Annotated in this window: 13 protein-coding genes and 1 pseudogene; 1 reads left to right on the forward strand and 13 read right to left on the reverse strand. The window is 29.2% G+C overall.

The genetic code is table 11. From position 1 onward, the window contains the following. Positions 1–267: 267 nt before the first annotated feature. The 11 genes from CNEONATNEC86_RS21575 to CNEONATNEC86_RS12475 all read right to left on the reverse strand — a co-directional run bounded on the left by CNEONATNEC86_RS21575 (position 268) and on the right by CNEONATNEC86_RS12475 (position 16,038). Complete coding sequence (locus tag CNEONATNEC86_RS21575; RefSeq protein WP_243145358.1) at positions 268–5,994, reverse strand: family 43 glycosylhydrolase; 5,727 nt, start codon at positions 5,992–5,994, stop codon at positions 268–270. Between the two features lie 892 nt (positions 5,995–6,886). Beyond that, entirely contained in the window at positions 6,887–7,447 is a 561-nt protein-coding gene (locus tag CNEONATNEC86_RS12430) for a TetR/AcrR family transcriptional regulator (RefSeq protein WP_058295502.1), read from the reverse strand. Next, entirely contained in the window at positions 7,437–8,615 is a 1,179-nt protein-coding gene (locus tag CNEONATNEC86_RS12435) for an MFS transporter (protein ID WP_058295503.1), read from the reverse strand. The genes CNEONATNEC86_RS12430 and CNEONATNEC86_RS12435 overlap by 11 nt, the downstream gene beginning before the upstream one ends. A 425-nt stretch (positions 8,616–9,040) precedes the next feature. After that, on the reverse strand, positions 9,041–9,532 hold the full coding sequence (locus tag CNEONATNEC86_RS12440) for a hypothetical protein (RefSeq protein WP_058295504.1): 492 nt from the start codon (positions 9,530–9,532) through the stop codon (positions 9,041–9,043). Positions 9,533–9,684: 152 nt separating this feature from the next. Further along, positions 9,685–10,353: a nitroreductase family protein gene (locus tag CNEONATNEC86_RS12445; protein ID WP_058295505.1), complete on the reverse strand. Its 669-nt coding sequence runs from the start codon at positions 10,351–10,353 to the stop codon at positions 9,685–9,687. Between the two features lie 36 nt (positions 10,354–10,389). After that, positions 10,390–10,788, reverse strand: coding sequence for an ArsR/SmtB family transcription factor (locus tag CNEONATNEC86_RS12450; RefSeq protein WP_058295506.1), 399 nt, complete (start codon positions 10,786–10,788; stop codon positions 10,390–10,392). 28 nt (positions 10,789–10,816) lie between these two features. Next, positions 10,817–11,635 carry an N-acyl homoserine lactonase family protein gene (locus tag CNEONATNEC86_RS12455; RefSeq protein ID WP_058295507.1) on the reverse strand — a complete coding sequence of 273 codons (819 nt, stop codon included), beginning with the start codon at positions 11,633–11,635 and terminating at the stop codon, positions 10,817–10,819. A gap of 390 nt (positions 11,636–12,025) precedes the next feature. After that, positions 12,026–12,487 carry an RrF2 family transcriptional regulator gene (locus CNEONATNEC86_RS12460; protein WP_058295508.1) on the reverse strand — a complete coding sequence of 154 codons (462 nt, stop codon included), beginning with the start codon at positions 12,485–12,487 and terminating at the stop codon, positions 12,026–12,028. 15 nt (positions 12,488–12,502) lie between these two features. Continuing rightward, positions 12,503–13,072, reverse strand: coding sequence for an NAD-dependent epimerase/dehydratase family protein (locus CNEONATNEC86_RS12465; protein WP_058295509.1), 570 nt, complete (start codon positions 13,070–13,072; stop codon positions 12,503–12,505). A gap of 130 nt (positions 13,073–13,202) precedes the next feature. After that, on the reverse strand, positions 13,203–14,744 hold the full coding sequence (locus CNEONATNEC86_RS12470) for an ABC-F family ATP-binding cassette domain-containing protein (RefSeq protein WP_058295510.1): 1,542 nt from the start codon (positions 14,742–14,744) through the stop codon (positions 13,203–13,205). Positions 14,745–15,540: 796 nt separating this feature from the next. Continuing rightward, positions 15,541–16,038 carry a YkgJ family cysteine cluster protein gene (locus CNEONATNEC86_RS12475; protein WP_058295511.1) on the reverse strand — a complete coding sequence of 166 codons (498 nt, stop codon included), beginning with the start codon at positions 16,036–16,038 and terminating at the stop codon, positions 15,541–15,543. A gap of 255 nt (positions 16,039–16,293) precedes the next feature. On the opposite strand from CNEONATNEC86_RS12475, the gene CNEONATNEC86_RS12480 reads away from it, so the two are divergent. Next, a complete protein-coding gene (locus tag CNEONATNEC86_RS12480) occupies positions 16,294–16,887 on the forward strand; it encodes a hypothetical protein (RefSeq protein WP_058295512.1) in 594 nt (197 codons plus the stop codon). A gap of 292 nt (positions 16,888–17,179) precedes the next feature. Here the strand turns inward: CNEONATNEC86_RS12480 and CNEONATNEC86_RS12485 are convergent, their stop codons facing one another. Continuing rightward, a complete protein-coding gene (locus CNEONATNEC86_RS12485) occupies positions 17,180–17,911 on the reverse strand; it encodes a DUF429 domain-containing protein (RefSeq protein WP_159136125.1) in 732 nt (243 codons plus the stop codon). A 479-nt stretch (positions 17,912–18,390) separates the two neighbouring features. Next, positions 18,391–19,496: pseudogene (locus CNEONATNEC86_RS12490) on the reverse strand (nitrogenase component 1); the annotation flags it as partial. Positions 19,497–19,502 lie beyond the last annotated feature (6 nt).

Genomic DNA, 19,502 nt, shown 5'->3' on the forward strand with positions numbered 1-19,502 from the left:
TCTTGTCTATTGCAGGTTTATTTGTCATGCAATAAATTGATCAAACTTATATAATTTTTAAAGATCGGGAAATTCTAAGAATTATTAAGCTATTTTTTCATAATAACCTAACAGAATCTTATTAAGCTTCGCATTTTTTATAAATTTTATAAATAAAGAGGCAACTAACATCATATTACTCAATTAGTTGCCTCCCCATTACATCATCTAAATTTTAATAAATGATACTTATGAAATTAATATGCTATATCTTTATAAAATTAAAATTTATCTAATCCAAGCTCCATTTGCATCTAATTTATAACCATAAATTACAGTATTATATGCCATTGATCCATCAGCATTTAAATAGTACCATTTTCCATTTACTTGCTTCCAGCCTGTTGCCATTGATCCATTAGTATTTAAATAATACCAAGTTCCGTTCACTTGCTTCCAACCTGTTGCCATTGATCCATTAGTATTTAAATAATACCAAGTTCCGTTCACTTGCTTCCAGCCTGTTGCCATTGATCCATTAGTATTTAAATAATACCAAGTTCCGTTCACTTGCTTCCAGCCTGTTGCCATTGATCCATTAGTATTTAAATAATACCAAGTTCCGTTCACTTGCTTCCAGCCTGTTGCCACTGATCCATCTACATTTAAATAGTACCAAACACCATTTATTTGCTTCCAGCCCACATCAACTGTTTCTTGTTGTGAATTTGAATTAGTATTAGTTACATTTGTATTGGCTTCATTTTCATTCTTATTTTGGTTTGATGAAGACGAACTTGATGATGAGCTTGAACTACTACTTGATGAGTTTTTTACAATCTTTGAAGTAATAGCTTCAAAAGTTTTATTGCCAACAGTAACCACTACTTTTATATATTTCCCTCCATCTTTTGACACTAGTTTATAGCTTTTATTTGTCCCAATTAATTCTGCATTATCAAAGTTTGTATTAGTTGATCTATACCACTCATAACTTACTGTTTCTGAAGTACTCACTGCACTTCCATTTTTATTTATTAGTTGTGCACTTAATGTATTTCCAACTTTCTTTGCTCCATCAATTATTACTCCTGTTGGCACTGATTGTTCTTCTGAATTACCGTTGCCCCCTTCTGATGAATCAGCTTCAAACACTGCATTTACATTTATATCTGCGCCTAAATTAGTGTCTGTTCTATCTGCATTAGTAACACCATCACTCCAACGTACAAAATGATATCCTGAATTAGCTATAGCTGTGACTTTACTTCCGCTCTTTCCGTAATCAACTGTTTGTGACGTATCTCCTTGAATAAATCCACCTTCTCCTGCTGTATACGTAAATGTACAGCTTTGTTGATTTGGTGTTTCTGTTTCAAATTTCCAATAATCCATATTAAATAAATTGATGTTTTCTTTACCAAGAAATTCAAAGAAGATACTATGAACTCCATTTATATTTTCAACTTTGCACTCTATCTCTTTCCAGTTTTGTTCACCACCTGTAGAATTTACATCAAGTGTACCAATCACTTTACCCTCTAAGCTGTCTAAATGTATTTTTATTTGTCCTCCAGCTCTTGATGCAACATTAGCCTTGAAAGTTGTTGTTGCCTCTTTTGGTACTGAACCAAAATTAGCATTTGCTACTGCAATCCAGTCGCCATTGTTTATATCTGTAACATTAAGATTAATACTTTTCACCTGACTGCCTGGTGCTGTGCAATCCTCTGTTGAGATTCCTGAATTCCAGCCAATAGTTTCTGCTTCATTTCTAGTATATGGATTAAGATTAGCTGTTTGTGGCACACCTTTCATATCTGCATCAACTACTTTAATTTTTCCACTATCATAATAGTTTACTTCGTTAATATGAGGAGAACGGTATCCCTTCGTACTACTTAACAATTCTCCACTAACAGTTTGTGCATGATATACTACATATTCTTTGCCATTATATTCGAAAATACTATGGTGATTGTTGCCTCCATATCCGAAATACTCTGCTGGATTCTTTAAGAAAGCTCCACCATAAGTAAATGGTCCCATCGGGCTGTCACTTGTCATATATGCAATTTGTCCAGCTCGCATATTATCTGGATGTGTTCCAGCAAAATTTAAACAATATGTGTAATAATATGTGCCATTATGCTTATGAATTCCACTATCTTCAAACATATATGGTGCATTAATTTCTTCTGCCGCACCTTCAATACTTGTCATATCATCACCTAATTTAATAACTCTAGCAGTTTTTGGATTTGCAATTTGTTCATCTGTTGGATTGTTCCCACCAGGTATTCCGCCTCCAAAATATAAATAGCCTTCTCCATCATCATCTACTAACACAGCGGGATCAAAAAGCCATACAACTCCATTTCCAACTCCATCTGTCCTTGAACTTACCAACGCTTGACCAATTGGGTCTGTCCATGGACCAATTGGACTATCTGCTGTAAGTACACCTATTCCACCTCCACCATTTGCAAAATAAAGGAAGAATTTATCTTCACCATTAATAACCTTATGAGTAGCAGCCGGAGCCCATGAACCACCTGCCCATTTTGCAATCCCATCTTTTCCTGCTACTGGAATGTAACCATGGTCAGTCCAATTAATCATATCATCAGAAGATATAACCAAAACTCTGTTAAGATTAGCAAATGTGTTTTCTTTAATGTTTCCATTATCATCATACATATACTCATCACTTGACAAATATACGTATACTCTTCCGTCATATACTATTGCATATGGATCTGCTCCTAATTTATGAGTTATAAGAGGATTGCCATATCCCGGAATTTTAGCAATTGCATCAGTACTTAAAGCTTTTAATGTAATATTAGATACCGCATTTTTAATATTGTATCCTGTATTTCCACCTTTAACATTAATATAATCTGTAGTAATTGTTTCAGTTATATCTGATTCAACGTAATTTGCAACTTTTAACTTAATGGTTGCAAACAATCTATTAGAAGTATTATTTTTATAATTTACTTCATTGCCAGATACATTTAATTTAAGCTGATTATTTGAATAGGTATATGAACAATTTCCTGTTATATTATCAGTATTAAAAATAACATCTGCTACTGATAAATCTTTTGGTATACCAAAAGATGCAGAAATATTTGTATAATTACCATTTGGCAATTCATCCATTGTTATTGGAACCTCAAAATCTACATTAGGAACTCCTAGAACATCTGAAACATTTCCAAGTTCTGCATTCAATGTATCATTGGAAGGAACTTCTCCTGTCATTTCGCCATCTAATCTAAAATAGTCAAAATCAACATAACCACCTGTTGTCTTTGTAGCATAATTAAATAATCCAAATCGATATCCCATAAAATGAGGTAAAGTATAAACTAATGACAAATCCTCCCCCATTTTGTTCCATTCTTTTCCATCTAAACTGTAATAGAAATACGCTTTATTAGTATTATTTTCATAGTTAAAGTCTATTTTCAAATATACTTTTTCTTGATCAAGAGGAATTCTTGCTATTTCTACTGGCTCACTTTCTTCAGAAGCATCATTTGTACTTCCTCGCATCATAACAATATATTTGCTGTTACCTTCCATTTTTACACCAACAGTTCCATAATAAAATTGGAATGCTGCTAATCCTGCATAATCACCATCTTTCATATTACTTACATCTATCGCAACGTCTCCTGAACATTGTGGTCCAAATGTTCTTTGCGTAAGTGTATTTCTTGCATCAAGAATACTTGTACTCTTTCTTCCTGTAGTAAGTCTTAAATATCCATCTCTATCTGTAAGTGACCAGTTATTGTTATCTGGATTATGATTCCACTGCCATACTAGTCCAAGATTAGAACCATTGTAATCATTTTCACCATCCTTAATACCTGATCCTCCAGTAGATACTGGCTCTAACAAAACATCATCAACATAAAAATCCATTAAATCATTAGTTGCATCCGGATTTGCTGTCCATGGAGTTTCTAAGAAAATATACGTATCTGTTGATGTATCTGCACCATCAGGAATTGTATATGTGCCTTCTATAACTCCCCACTCACCTTTAGTTATATTAGCCGATCCCATAACTTTTGTATCACCATTTGTATGAATTGTATAATTAAAGTATTTAGAATCTGGTCCATCATCATATTTTACTTTTGCTGAGAATTTATATTTTTCTCCAGCCTTAACTTTTCCTGAAAGAGGCTGTAATGGACCTCCTCCAGTTCGTGTTCTGTCATATACATGTACTACTCCATCATCATTCCATTTAACTTTGCCAGCCCAAGTACCTTCCCATGATTCTATATCACTGTCAAATTCGCCATTCTTAATTATATTTGCATCTACTGTCATATCTACGAATGAAACATCATCTACATAGAAATCCATTAAATCCTTGTTCTTATCTTGCTCTGGTGTCCACGAAGTCTCAATAAAAATAAATACATTGTCTGGATCTACATCTTCAGGCATGGTATATGTGCCACTTATTGTTCCCCATTCACCTTTTTTTATAGATTTCGATCCTAAATTTTTTCTATACCTATAATCGGGACCATTCTGCATAGTAAAATTAAATGTTCTATTATCAGGAGCAGAATCTAATGCATCATATTTAACTTTTGCAGAAAAATAGTACGTTTTACCTGCTTCTAATTTTCCAGTGAGATTTTGTTTAGGACCAGAAGTTGTACCCTTTCTATTAGAAATTTTTAAAACTGCTGTACTATTTGTATAAGAAGTTTTTAAAACTACGGAATCATCAGTTGTAGATGACTCTCCACTTTCATTAGCCTCCCAATTATGTGTTCCATATAAAACTACGGAATCATCAGTTGTAGATAACTGTCCACCTTCATTAACCTCCCAATCATCTATTCCATCATCAAAATCCCCGTTTTTTAACAACTCTTTTCCATCTGCTGGATCATCTAATACTAAGTCTCCGCCTTCTGAATTTTCATCATCACTTGTTTCCAATACAGTATGTGAATATCCTATTTTTTCTGATCCTTGATAAAATTCATCAGAGGAAACTATATTAGTTTTTGAAAGATCCAGTTTAATTCCTGTATCCTCAGGAACTTTACCATCTACTCCAAATATTGGCCATCCATCCTCCCATGTAACTGGAACAAGATACGGCATGCGTCCTACTGGACCAGAATCTCTAAACAACATTCCATACCAATCTCCATCTGGCGTATCGACAATTCCACCTTGAGCAATACCATTGTAATTTAATACAACCTTTCCTTCATAATCACCATCAATGCTATCGGCGCGGAAGCATAGCTCCTGACGACTTCCACCTGTTGGCCATGTTATAAGAAATACATAATACTTTCCATTTATTTTTTGAATATGTGCGCCTTCTGCTAGAAGTCCTACATTAGAACCTGCAAGCAAACTTGCATCTTTAATAATAGTTTTATCAAGACCACCTTCCTTTATTGCTGTCGCATCTGAAATGAGTTCAGTAATATGAATATCTCCAGAACCGTCTACCATATATACCCTGTCATCATCATCAAATAGCAACGACATATCATGAAAAAGACGATCAATAGTTGAATGTTTCCAAGGACCATTTTCTATATCTTCGGTTTGATATATATATGTTTTGCCTGTAGAATTAGATGAAAAAGCTATATAATAAGTTCCATCATGATATCTAAGACTACTTGCCCACGAACCTTCTCCATATTCATTTTCTCCATTAGTAAGAGTCTGTTCATCATCTCCATCAAGCACATCATAAACATAATTTACGATTTTCCAATTAACAAGATCATAAGATTTCATAATTGGAACTCCTGGATTCATGTGCATTGTAGTACTTGTCATATAATAGGCATCTCCTACCCTAATAACATCATTATCAGGTACATCTGCCCATATAAATGGATTTTGGGCCCTATCACTTGTTTCTGTTGCTAATACTGATATTGCTGGTACTAAGCTAAATGAAAATGTACTCGCTAATAAAACAGAACCTAATTTTTTATACATTATTTTCTCCCTCTTTCTTTTAAAAGTTCTTTCCAATAGTTTTCACAACCTTTTTACATTACTTTTCTTCCTCCTTTACTAAAACATATACTAATCAGTATCTTGCAGAATTCCACAATCATTGCTTTATCTAACTTTTTTAAAGTTAGATATTTATAATTTCCTCCATTATGTCAAAATATAATTGAAAAGAAAAAGTATAACAGAATGAAGGTAAACATCACGATTTCTATGAGAAAATCTAAACAATTAAACTTATTTGCTGAAATTCTTTAGCTAAGTTACCTTATATTCTAATCACATAACTAGTTTTATTAACTTAATTTCAATTAAGTTCTTCTATACAGTCTTTCTAGATATCGTTTTCAATGGTTCATAAAGTATCATTTATTTTATTATATATACTTATTTTAAAAAAGTATTTATAATATTCAGCACTTTTTTATACTTTTTGATACTTTTACATATAAATTTTATATATACCAAAATAGTTATAAATTCTCAGACATTCTCACATATATTTTATACTACTTGCATCATTTCATTAGTATTTTAAGTATATTTATTATTAATGTTTGTATTTAGTTATTAAGAATAAAATAAAAGGATAGCTGCTATGCATTGAAAGATTTTTATCGTTAACCTCCTCTCAATTATGACAGCTATCTTTTAAATTTTTCTATTAGCTTAAGTTTTATTAAACAATTTCCTCTATATCAATTATCCTATCTGCCCACTCTTCATAAAAAGCAGCTTCGGTAGAAACTAATACTACAGTTCCTTCATATGATATTAAAGCTTCTTTTAATGCCTCTTTAATATATAGCTCTATTTATTCACTTATTACATTCTTATTTGTTTTCACATTAGCTAACTATACCAATATAGTTAGCTAACATTTTTCAAAATTCAGTATTCCATTAAATATTATATTAAACACACTGTCCATGGCCTCATTGTATTTTTTATTATTATCATGAAGCATATTACTATCAAGCAGCTTTTCACTCATTACATCAATCATAAGAGCTGAAATAAATAAATCTGCGTTTTCTTTAATTTCGCCATTAGATTTTGCCTGCTGAAAAATTTCTCTAATTATATTTATTTTATAATTTCTAACTTCCATAAGCTTATTCCACTCTTTTTCATAGTATATTTTTATTTCACTGATTATTGAAGATGGCATTTTATATTTATGATAAGTATGAATAATCTTATTACATTTTTCATTTAATGGCATATTTTCATTAATTATATTTTCACAGCTCTTCATATCTGCATTAAATACTTCATTTATATATGTTTCTACAATTTCATCCTTACTATTAAAATATTTATATATTGTCTTCTTGCTTATTTTTAAATTACTACATATATCATCCATTCTGAATTTCCTTAATCCACGTTCTTGTATGATTTCACATGCAGCCTGTAATATTTTATCTCTCATTAAATCTCTCCTTTTTTACATATGTCTTTACAATAACAGCTCCTGCAATTCCTGCTATACAAAGTACAATAAATGAGTATATTTCACTTATTGACCATATTTTCGCAACTACTAGTGAGCCTATAAATGATCCAATATATTGAACGCTATTTAATATTCCATTGCCTGCTCCCCTATATTCATTTGCTAGCAAATCATTTCCAAGGTTTGATAATACAGTTGATATTCCAATATAACCACTCATAAATAACATTGTTCCAATTAATATTAAAATAAGTGATGATTTATTAAGATAAAATAACACTCCAACTGCAGTTAGTATAAAATTAATTATAAGAAATTTTATACTTTTTACATTATCACATTTCTTTACTACATTCTGAATTACAATTATTGCAATTATCACTGATGGCATAAATACCTTCCACATTCCATCAAGTCCTGTTATGTTTTCAAGATACTGTGGTATACAAAAAAATACGCCTGTCATTATAAAATTATTTAATAATCCTGCAATATTCAATGCATCAAAGCACTTGTCCTTAATCAGGATTTTCATTACATGCTTTGTTGATATATTATTATTATTTACATTTTTATTATCCTTCAAAAATACAGCTATTACAATGGATGCGCCTAAAATAAGCACGGCTGAATACATAAACATATTTTCTACACTTACAAATTTATTTATTATTGACCCCAAAGCAAAAGATGCTGCAGCTGCTCCACTTACCATCATGCTAATGATACTTAATGACTTAAGTCTTTCTTTAGAATTTGTACATACTCCAGAAACCCATGAATATCCTACAGCAATAACAGCTCCACTTCCTTGCATAGCTCTTGCAAATATTAAAGCATATATGTTATCTGCAAAATGTGCAATTACAAGACCTATAACTACCTGCATTAGACCACATAACATGACTCTTTTATTACCTTGCTTATCGCTCCAGATTCCATAAAATATCTGAAATACTGCCTGCATAAGCCCGAAAATTCCAAGTGCTACACCTGCTAGAACTGGTGTATAATATTTTAATTGTTTGCTGTAAGTACTTATAAATGGCATAACCATAGTCATTGCCATTTGACGCATACCTAACGCAAAGCCTAAAGTAGTAACCAATAATAAATTAGTATTTTTTATATTTTCCTTTTTCACAAAGCTCCCTCCATTTGTTTAGGAAACTATTTTTCTTTTTTGAGTTTCTAATAAATAAAATAATAGGAAACCATAATTAAACTTTCAGTTTCCTATTACAATAATATTCCAAAAGATGAAGGCTGTCAAATATATATTTAATTAAAATTATGATTTAAACTTATAATAAAAATTTCATCAATTTCATAAATATATGTATATTATCAAAAACTCATAAAATCAAATTTTACCATAATTTTATTTTTTTATTTTTTGCAACAAATAAAGTAAAAATCTGTTTTTTACGAATTCCTGCATTTCTTATATTTTTTATCCTTTTGACTATAGAATGTTCATCAATGCTAAACTTACACTTAAATAATTATCTTCAAAATTACTAATATTTTATCAGTAAAAAATTTCATTTGATATTTTTCCGCCAAACATTAATCATAGAAATTCTTAATTTTATCAAAAGAAAATAAAGACATCTTAAATCCTGAAGTTTTAATTATAGCTGAGATTTTGTTAAATATTTTCATAACTTCACATTCATAAAAATTATTTTCTTTATATTTATCATCATTTCCTTTTTCCGGATTATATTCTTCATCAATTATATTCCATGCAGTAATTTTATATTTTGTTCTATTTTTATAAAAGAAAAATTCATTACTCTCTCCATCACATGATCCATTATCAAGATTTTCAGGTATGCTTTCAATTTTACTTTCATTTATTATATTCAATATTTTTTCTACAACATCAGACTTTAATGTATATCGCTCTTGTTTTAAAAGTATATTTTGAACAACATATTCAGAATACTCTATCTTACCATCATAAAATATCTCTATTTTAAAACCTTCATATTGTCCATATTGACAGCATGCAGCATTTCCCAATCTATAAGAAAAAATTACAGTACGATCTATCATAATAATTTTCCTTTCAAATATATAATTATTGTTTCTAAACTAATGAAAATATGTATAATAAAGATAATTACCTTTAATTATACATATTTCTAATCCTTACCTCAACCTTATAACTTTTTTGATAAATGAACATGAGATATAGACGTATATTTTTACTCTATCCATTCCCATCCATCTCTACCAGCACCTAATTCAAAATGACATTTAACAATTCCTAAATCTAGTTTGCTATAAAATGCAGTTAATGCTTTAGCTCTTACTTTATTACCTTCTAAACTAATCAAAAACTTTTGCTGGTTCATTGCTGTTGGAGCTAACATTGCTGCCTCCATTCCTTTTTTAAACCAATCTGGCATTTCTCCATTGACTTTAGAGAGTTCTTCAATTGACTTACTTTTATGGCTTACGCCTTGATTTTCTCCATATCCTAAGGCTATTACACAAATAAGTTTTTCTCCTTTTTCTACTTTAATCATAGCCTTTGATTTGCTATATGTCATAGCCACCCAACATGTATTTAATCCTAACTCAGCAGCCTTAAGAACTATCTTTTCACCATAATAGCCACCTTTTTCTTGAAGTTTATCTTCCTTTTTGCCAACTATAGCAATATAGTTTTTTACATTACTAAATTTACCATAGTGCGCCATAAAACTATCAAAAGCCTTTGGTTCATCTGTGCATAATTGGATATGCATATGTCCTTCATTATTACATTCATCAATAATTTCCATGAGCTCTTTCTTAACGTCCTCATCTATTTTCTTATCAGTATAACTACGAACAGAATGACGTTTTTTCATTATTTCTAAAATATCCATAATCAATTCCTCCAAGTAATAATATTTATAATGTTTTTAAATTAAACCTTTTTTCATAGCTTCTCTTTCAGCATCACTTTTAAAGCAATCATTTTCTTTTGATACTTCTTCAATTATTTCATTGATATTATTCATTAACCCTGAAAGCTGTTTCCATACTGTATCACAAGCATTTACAAAGTAATAATTTTTAGTACCTTCTCTATACATACTTATAACCCCAGCATCCTTAAGTATTTGCAAATGGTGAGATACTGCAGGTCTTGAAAGATGTGTTTTCTTAGTAATTTCCCCAACTCTAATACCATGGGCATCACTTTCAAGTAAAGCTATTAACATTTGCTGTCTTGTTTCATCTCCTAATGCTATAAATGCCTTTCTACAAGCTTTAAAATCTTCAGCTACTTTCACTCTTCTCTCATAACATCTTTCCATTTCTACACTCCTTCAATTAAAATTCATCTTATAGTATTACTATTTTTTCTTTAACATCTGGATCATGAGTAGCAAATACGCCTACACATTCTTTTTTATGTGCCATATTTTTAACCCATTTTAAAGAAGTGATCATATCATCTTTATTAACTAAGGGGCCTGGCATACGAAGATTTTCCCATGAATCCTTAGCATATCCACAATCTCCTGTAAGCAAAATAAACTTATTATTATTTTTTACCATAACTACAATATTCCCTTCTGTATGTCCCTTAGCATCTAATAATAGTATTGTTCCATCTCCGAATACATCATATCCTCTATTAAATGGTCCATATTCAAGTTTATCCATTTTAAAAGATTCTACATTTACACCATTCCAAAATCTTTTAGCATATCTAACATTACCTTTATTTATTGCCTTCATTTCTTCCTCAGATATCATTATTTTATTAGCATCTTTAACTAAACCTAGGCCACTTGAATGATCACAGTCCATATGAGTGACAAATACATAATCTAAATCTTTAGTTTGTATATTCAGCTTTTTTAGCTGTTCATTTACAGCTTCTTCTTCAAGTAATTTAGGCTTACTTGCCATATATAATAATGGAGATAAATGCTTTATAGGATTAGTTCTAACATCACTATGCCATCCAGTATCGATTAATATTTTTCCATTTGGATGCTCTATTAAATATGCTGTAACAGGCAACCATATTCTTAATTTTTTACTTCTTCCTATACCTGTATATGCTATAGGATTTTTAGATACATCTCTAAAAGGTACTGCTGGATCAACACCCACTTCTCCACAGTTTAAAATATGAACTTTAATATTATTCATAATAAATTCACCTCTATGTTATAATTTTAAACTTTGTCTATTGGTCTAAACTTTATTCCTTAGTTCTAATTCTAATTTTTAGTTTATACTTAGTTTATTGGTTTATACTTTTAAACAATTATAGCATTAATTTTTTTCTGTGGTTCAATGGTTAAGAAAATCAAGACCATTACCTTTTTTCAAAAACTCCATTATTATTTCATATGCTTAACACTTGGAAAAAGGATGCTTTTTATAGCACCCTTCAAAGCTTATCTAATTATTTATTGTTTTCTTATATTCATAACTATTTTTTAATAGAATTCATGTTTTAAAAACATATATTGCATCATCACCAAATTTGAATTTAATGATATATACTAATTCCCTATAATTTATATAGATTTCTTATTATACTTTTTCATTCCAATCTATCTTTGGATAGCTGTCATTTTCTTCAATAAGTAATTCTGATAAATTTACAGATGCCAATTGGCTGTTAAATGCTTTAATTCCTAAATCAATAGTATCAATCACTTTTTTCTTACTTTGTTTAGTATGTTCATCATCATTAAAAACATGTTCAGCTAAATCTGATACATCAAAAGTGATTATATCCGTTTCAATTGCATTATATACATCATATAATGTTATTTGTTTTAACGACTTTTTTAATTGAAACCCGCCATCTTTACTAGCATTGGATGTAATTAATTCTGCTAAAACCAGTTTTCTTAGAATTTTCTTTAAATAAGAATCTGATACCTGCAAAATAGTACTCATTACATTACTTTTTACTGTTTGATTATCTTTTTGCAACCCTAGCATCAAAAGAACGTATATACCTTGTTCAAAACTTTTACTTATTTTCACAGCAAAACTCCATTCTTATCTTGTCAATTTAGTAATTAATTCATTAGCTACATCTTCTACACGAACAGGCTTTAATTTTTTAGAAAATACTCCTAAACATTTAAAAATAGGAACCATCTTTGCTAATGCGTCATTTCTATCTTTACCATAAACGACTGTAGGCTCTACATACTCCACTCTTTTTTTGCTTGATTGAAGCATCTTGATTATATCAGCTTTAATATCTGTAAAACTTTTAGGTCCTAAAACACCACCAATAAAGCCCATTTTATCAACATTATAGTTTTTAGCAATATTAAGCATTACTTCTGCTGGTTGTTTATTAATTTTGATAAGTTCCTTACTATCTTTTTCTGGACGACCTATAAAATCTATAATACATGCAATATCTTTAGGTAATACACTTGCTACAGAATCATAATCAGTTACATCAGCACATAAATTATGTATTCTTTTGTCCTTTAATTTATTATTACCTGTTCTCGAAATAATATAAAATTCTGCACTTGAATCTTTTTCTAACCACTGTCTTGTTACCTCTCTACCAATATATCCATTTCCCCCAAGTAGTACTATATTTTTCATGAAACATCTCTCCGATCTTTAGATTTATATTATCTATAGATATTATAAATCCATAGATATAAAATATCAATGGATTTATAATAAAAAATAACAAAACCTCTTTGAAATTTTTCTATTAGCTTAATTAATATTAAATCATTTCCTCTATATTAATAATTCTGTCTGCTAAGTCTTCATAAAAAGAAGCTTCATGAGAAACTAATACTACAGTTCCTTCATATGATACTAAAGCTTCTTTTAATGCTTCTTTAGAAGCTAAATCCATATGATTTGTTATTTCATCTAAAATCAAAAGATTGCATAAGGTAAGTGTAAGACGACAAAGTTTAACCTTAGACTGCTCTCCCCCACTTAAGCTTTTTATACTCTGCAAAGCTGTTTCACTTTTTACTCCACACTGTGAAAGGTGTTTTCTAATTTCATTTTGGGTCATTTTAGGAAACTCATCTGAAATAATTTCTATAGGATTCATTCCATCATTTTGCCATTTCAGATCCTGTTCATAATATCCTGGTTTTATATTCTCACCAAATTTAACTTTTCCAGCTAAACTTTTAATTTCACCAACAATGGTTTTTAAAAGAGTAGATTTTCCTATGCCATTAAATCCTGTTATAACAACTTTCTCTTTATTTTTTATACTAAAATTCATTTTAGGAAGAATTGCATATCTGTATCCAACTTCTAAGTTTTTAACGCTAAGAGCAATATTTGGAGTTGCCTCAGCATATTTAAATTTTATTACTGGCTTTAATGTTCTAAAGGATGGTGCATCAATTCTTTCAATTTTATCAAGCTGTTTCTGACGTCCTTTTGCCATTTTGGCTGTTGATGCTCTTACTTTATTCTTAGCAATATATTTTTCTAGCTTTTCTATTTCTCTTTGCTGCTCACTATATCTTCTTACATAATCCTCCTGTAATCTTTCTTTCTGCTTAAGAAATGTACAGTATCCACCATTATATTTTCTTATATCTTTATGGTCAATATCACATATACATGTTGTTATTTTATCCAAAAAGTCAAAATCATGAGATACTATTATAAAGGCTCCTTTAAAATCTTTTAAATATTCTGAAAGCCATTTAATATGCTCTTTATCTAAAAAATTAGTAGGCTCATCAAGTAATAATATATCTGGGCTTTGCAGTAGAAGTTTTGCCAGTATTACTTTTGCTCTTTGACCTCCACTTAATTTGTTTAGCTGACTATCATAACCAATTGCATCTATTCCAAGTCCAGTTGCTACTTTCCTTATAGAACTATCTATACTATAAAACTCCTTTTCTTCAAGGATTTCTTGATATAGTGCTGCTTTTTTCATAATATTTTCATTTATATTGCATGCCATTTCTTCATATGATTTATTTAATTTTTCTTCAATTTTATACAATTCATTAAATGCAGTCTTTAAATAATCATATACGCTGTAATCTTCAATTATTTCTGCATACTGATCCAAAATTCCTATATTTATATTAGGCTGCCACTTTATTTCTCCTTCATCTGGAATTGCTGTACCACAAATGATTTTAAGTAACGTACTTTTACCAGCACCATTTACTCCAACAATCCCCATATGCTCACCCTTATATAATTCAAATCCTGCATTACTGTATAGTTTCTTATCTCCATAAGTGTGTGATAAATTTTTTACTTCTAATAAACTCATTTTTCTTTCCTCCTATAATACAAAACAATATATTCTGCTTTCAGGTTTGGAATCTTTTGCACATTTTGAAATTCATATATTTAAGCATCATATAACTTATAAAGCATTAATATATAATTTTATAAAAAACAAAAAAGCAGAAGACTCAAAGTTTACAGCCTTCTGCTTAAGTGATAGCCCAAATTTTGCATTTGGATACTAGAACTTACTACTACATATGTATATAAGTAGTGAGTTTCATTTTAACACTATTATATGCTAAAATAAACAAAAGCTGAAAGCAGAGATACATTGCTTTCAGCTTTTAATAATATAATCATAAATCAATAAAAATTTCTACAACAAATAAAACATAGTAATATCCTATATTTTTAAAGTTATATACAATTTTTAATTCCTCAAAAGAGGATGATTTATGATTACGCTCCTCACAATGCATCTATCACTAACATTGATTGGAGCTACTGCCGAAGTCTTTGTCATTATAACTTTATTAGTATACATATAAATCACCCTCTTTCTTGTATTATTTATTTTATAATATACCTATCTTCTTTTTTTGTCAAACTTTAGAAATTAAAAAAGTGTCATTTTTATCACTCCATGATATTTTACTCACTATATAAAAAAATATAAATCCATATATTTTTCAATTTATATTTAATATTTAAATAATTTTGCTTTTTTATGAAATTCTATAATTTTTAACTTTTTATGATTTTCTTTAAAATCAAAACTTTTTTAAGTTTACTGCTATAATGGCTTTTAAAAATTAATTTTAAATATATAATCATTTTTATCTAAATCTATAAATTTTCTTCAATCTTTCTAACATTTCAAAAACTACAGGACACACACTTGCAGACTCAATAATACTAAGCAAGCTAAATAATCTTTCAGGTTTATTTGTAAAGGGATATTCTCTGCATCCTTCTGGTTTACAGTTTTCAATTTTACAAGTCCCATCTTTTTCATTTAAGAAACAGCATATTTTATCTTTTGATTCATAACCGTTGCCAGTAATTTTTATATATTTATTTATAACTTCATCTTTAGTTATTTTAAGTTCTTTAGCAACTGAATTTATATCACTTTCTTCAAATGTCATTACATATTCTCTGCAACAATTTCTGCATTTATTACAGTCATAATTTTTGAATAATTCATTATGAAGTTCTAAAAACTGCTCATCCAATTCATCTTCATCTGCATGTATTTTTAAATATGTTCTAAATCTATGGTTTTCTTTCTCAACCTTTTTAAATTCATCTTTTATCCTAGATGGTTCTATCATAACTTTTCTCCTTGATTTTTAATAAATAATATTATCAATACTATTAAAACATATTTTCATCAAAAAAACACTATTTGTGAGTACTGCACTAATTATACAAAAATAAATCGTCCTATTCTTCCATTATCATCTTGAAACGGTTGCATACATCCAACCAATAAATATATACAATAAATTACAGTTTAATAATTCCATATATGGTATAATATATTCAAAATATTTTTTAAACTAAATAACTAAATTATGAGGTGTTTTATGAAAAAAAGGTTAGCTACTTTACTACTAGCATTTATGTGTATTATCATATTAACAAGCTGCCAGCAAACAAAAGCCACTAAATTAACTTATAAACCATTTTCTGATGATGAACAATATTTACTAAGCTTAACTGACAATAAAATATTGATGTATGACTTAAAAAATCTTCCAACTGACAATAAGTATACTCTTACACTTACATATGAAGTATATAAAGATTCTAAAAAAATTAAAGATGAAATTATAACACAAGCTTATTATGATGGCTCTTCAAAGAAAGATACAAAAACTGAAACCATTGGAATAAATATTACTTCTGATAAAATACGCTGTATTACAGCTACTGATTCCGCATTCTATACTAACAAGCTTGATATTGATGAGGATTTATCTAAGTGTTCACAAGCATTGTTATCTAATGATGTAGATTTGCAGCCTGAGAAAGACGTCTATCTTTTCTATGCTACAACTTCAACACCCATTCAAGATAGTCTTACAGATGGAACGCCTGTAGATGAGAATAAGATAAATGAGATTGTCAAAGATAATGAACTTCATGCTTTTATTAAATTGAAGTTTGAAAAAAATTAATATCCTAATATAAACAACACAAGGCAGATAAGATTTTTATTCATAATCTTATCTGCCTTATAAAATCCACTTTCTTTTCATAACTCATATTATACTTCTTTTAAAGTACATTCAAAATCAAATTCAATTGCATTAGAACCTTTAAATAAATTTCTAATTTCAATATTCAGTTTATATATTATCTTTTTTACAAAATCACAATTTTTTAAATTTTTCTTATTTTCTTTAAAACTCAAACTTTATTCATTTTTATTAAAAATTTTACTTTTTATAAAATAACTTAAAAATCACTTTACTGTGTTTTTCCATAATGCATATTCATCTTAAGCCCATTTATATCTTCCATTGGATTTTCTAAAATACAGCCAAAACCATTTTCTAAACCTAAAATTCCATTAATAGCTAAACACAGCGCATCTAGTACATCATCAATCTTCTTTCTAGATTTCACATCATTTAGAAATTTACTAACAACCTTGTCTGTGTCTTCATAGTATCTAGACAATATATCTATTCTCCTATTTTGTCCTTCAATTTTAGTTTTGTTTTCTAAAATAGGCTTTTCATTATTTAATTTAGCAAAACACACTTCTGGATGCCCTTCAAGAAGTCTATTCTTCCATTGAGGATTTTTATTTAAAAATTCATTAACTTCTCTTATTTTAGAGCATACATTATATGATTGCTTGCTTAAGCCTACACCTAAAATGCTTCTATTTTTATTACATGCTTCTTCATAACTGTCTGAATATACAGCTTCTCTACATGGGACATTAAAAATACTTGAACTCTTTCCTTTTAAATATCTTCTAGCTGTACTTTCTGGTCTTACTTCATTAGTATTTTCCACAAGACCAATAGGCATATCTATAATCATACTGTTAGAATTACTATACCTTTCACAAATTTCATCTATTGTATTAAATTTATCTACTTCAAATGAATTTTCATTTAAAACAACTGCCACCCATTTTCCTTTACATCCATCTATTCCAACACTTAAATATTTATTTAAATTATCCATTTACTACACCTCAGTCGTTTTGATTATCTTTTGATAGATTTTTAATTTTTCTATAAATTCTTAATTTTTTAGATTTTTCTTATTTTATTAAAAATCTAATTCTTTTTCATTTTTATAAAAAACTTAACTTTGTTATACTTTTAATAAAATATATCTAATACTTACTTCTGTTTTATTTTATCATAAATCTCACCAATAAATAAAAGGCAGATAAAATTCTTAAAATTATATCTGCCATAAAATTTTGATTAATTAATGCCACTTTTCAAGTAATTATATTGTCATAAAATAAAAGGAACCAAATACCGAATTCTTGCACAAAATAGTCATAATCTTAATGCTATTATTTAACAAGGATTGTATTTGGCTCTATGAATAGTATTGGCAATAATTCAGTATAGTATTCTCTATTCTCATAGAATACATTATATTTTCAAAAGAAGAGAACCTGTTAAAAGCAAGCTATCCTATAATACTTTAACATCTTCTGCTAAATGTTCGTATTCTTTTCTGATTCTTTCTCTAAATTTCTCTGGTGTATTATCTGTTATTATTTGTTTACCTGGTATAAGTCCCAATTGATTTACCAAAAATTTATTTAATGCTAGATTATACGTACTATCACCAACAACAGCATAGCTAGCTGGAAGACCCCACCAATACTCTGCATAAAAATCGCCAAATTGCTCTAAATATGAATAATAATTTTTTTCTTCAGATTGAATGAACTTTTGCGCTATTTCACTATCTATCTTAGCAAACTGTACTACTTCATTTAAAAACCTGCTTGTCTCCTTTGCCCCTATTGGTAATACTGGTACATGAAGATATGGCTGATTATACTTTTTTCTAATAAGTTAGCTATTTTTACTCCCATCCATGGGGATATTACTAAGTTAAATTGTGCATTAGGTATCTTTTTCCATTCACTGACACCTGCACTTTCATTTCCAAATAAAATATTTACTTTAAAACCTGCACCTTCTAGTATTCTTTTAATTTCTCCTAAATCACCACGCCAAAATGTATTTTGATATGGCAATTCACTCCACACATTAATTAACCCTTTCTCTTTAACATCTTTATTCTCTGCAAACTTATATACATATTGATTTATAATTGATTCAACTATAATCTCATGTCCAATAAAATTATTTCCTTTAAATCCACCTGTTTCTGCATAAACTATAGGAATATCTTGTTTTTGAAACTCTCCAACTACAGAACCAATATCATCACCAACAATTTCACCTATACATCCATTTAAAACTACAAATAATTCAGCATCTAATATGCGCAAAGATGATTTAATAAGTTCACGTAACCTGTTTTCTCCTCCAAAAATAACTTCTCTTTCTCCTGCATTTACACTTGGTGTAACTGAACCTCCTGCATATCCGCCACCTTGAAACCCATTATAAAAAGCTAAACTTGTATATTGTTTATCAACACATCCTGGCCCACAATGAGTTATAGGCATGGCATCTGGTATTGCTACCACACTATGTAATGCCCCAAGTGCACAGCCATATCGAACTTGATTTATAGAATTTGTTTGACCATTTACACATAAATTTTCTGACATAATAAA

It is taken from the genome of Clostridium neonatale (genome assembly GCF_900465025.1).
Taxonomy (GTDB): Bacteria; Bacillota; Clostridia; order Clostridiales; family Clostridiaceae; genus Clostridium; species Clostridium neonatale.

What these genes read in the sequence shown, in the direction of transcription:
- CNEONATNEC86_RS12455 (WP_058295507.1), bottom strand. Translation starts at nt 11,635, where the DNA reads ATGAATAATATTAAAGTTCATATTTTAAACTGTGGAGAAGTGGGTGTT.
- CNEONATNEC86_RS12470 (WP_058295510.1), bottom strand. Translation starts at nt 14,744, where the DNA reads ATGAGTTTATTAGAAGTAAAAAATTTATCACACACTTATGGAGATAAG.
- CNEONATNEC86_RS12480 (WP_058295512.1), top strand. Translation starts at nt 16,294, where the DNA reads ATGAAAAAAAGGTTAGCTACTTTACTACTAGCATTTATGTGTATTATC.
- CNEONATNEC86_RS21575 (WP_243145358.1), bottom strand. Translation starts at nt 5,994, where the DNA reads ATGTATAAAAAATTAGGTTCTGTTTTATTAGCGAGTACATTTTCATTT.
- CNEONATNEC86_RS12475 (WP_058295511.1), bottom strand. Translation starts at nt 16,038, where the DNA reads ATGATAGAACCATCTAGGATAAAAGATGAATTTAAAAAGGTTGAGAAA.
- CNEONATNEC86_RS12445 (WP_058295505.1), bottom strand. Translation starts at nt 10,353, where the DNA reads ATGGATATTTTAGAAATAATGAAAAAACGTCATTCTGTTCGTAGTTAT.
- CNEONATNEC86_RS12485 (WP_159136125.1), bottom strand. Translation starts at nt 17,911, where the DNA reads ATGGATAATTTAAATAAATATTTAAGTGTTGGAATAGATGGATGTAAA.
- CNEONATNEC86_RS12440 (WP_058295504.1), bottom strand. Translation starts at nt 9,532, where the DNA reads ATGATAGATCGTACTGTAATTTTTTCTTATAGATTGGGAAATGCTGCA.
- CNEONATNEC86_RS12450 (WP_058295506.1), bottom strand. Translation starts at nt 10,788, where the DNA reads ATGGAAAGATGTTATGAGAGAAGAGTGAAAGTAGCTGAAGATTTTAAA.
- CNEONATNEC86_RS12430 (WP_058295502.1), bottom strand. Translation starts at nt 7,447, where the DNA reads ATGAGAGATAAAATATTACAGGCTGCATGTGAAATCATACAAGAACGT.
- CNEONATNEC86_RS12465 (WP_058295509.1), bottom strand. Translation starts at nt 13,072, where the DNA reads ATGAAAAATATAGTACTACTTGGGGGAAATGGATATATTGGTAGAGAG.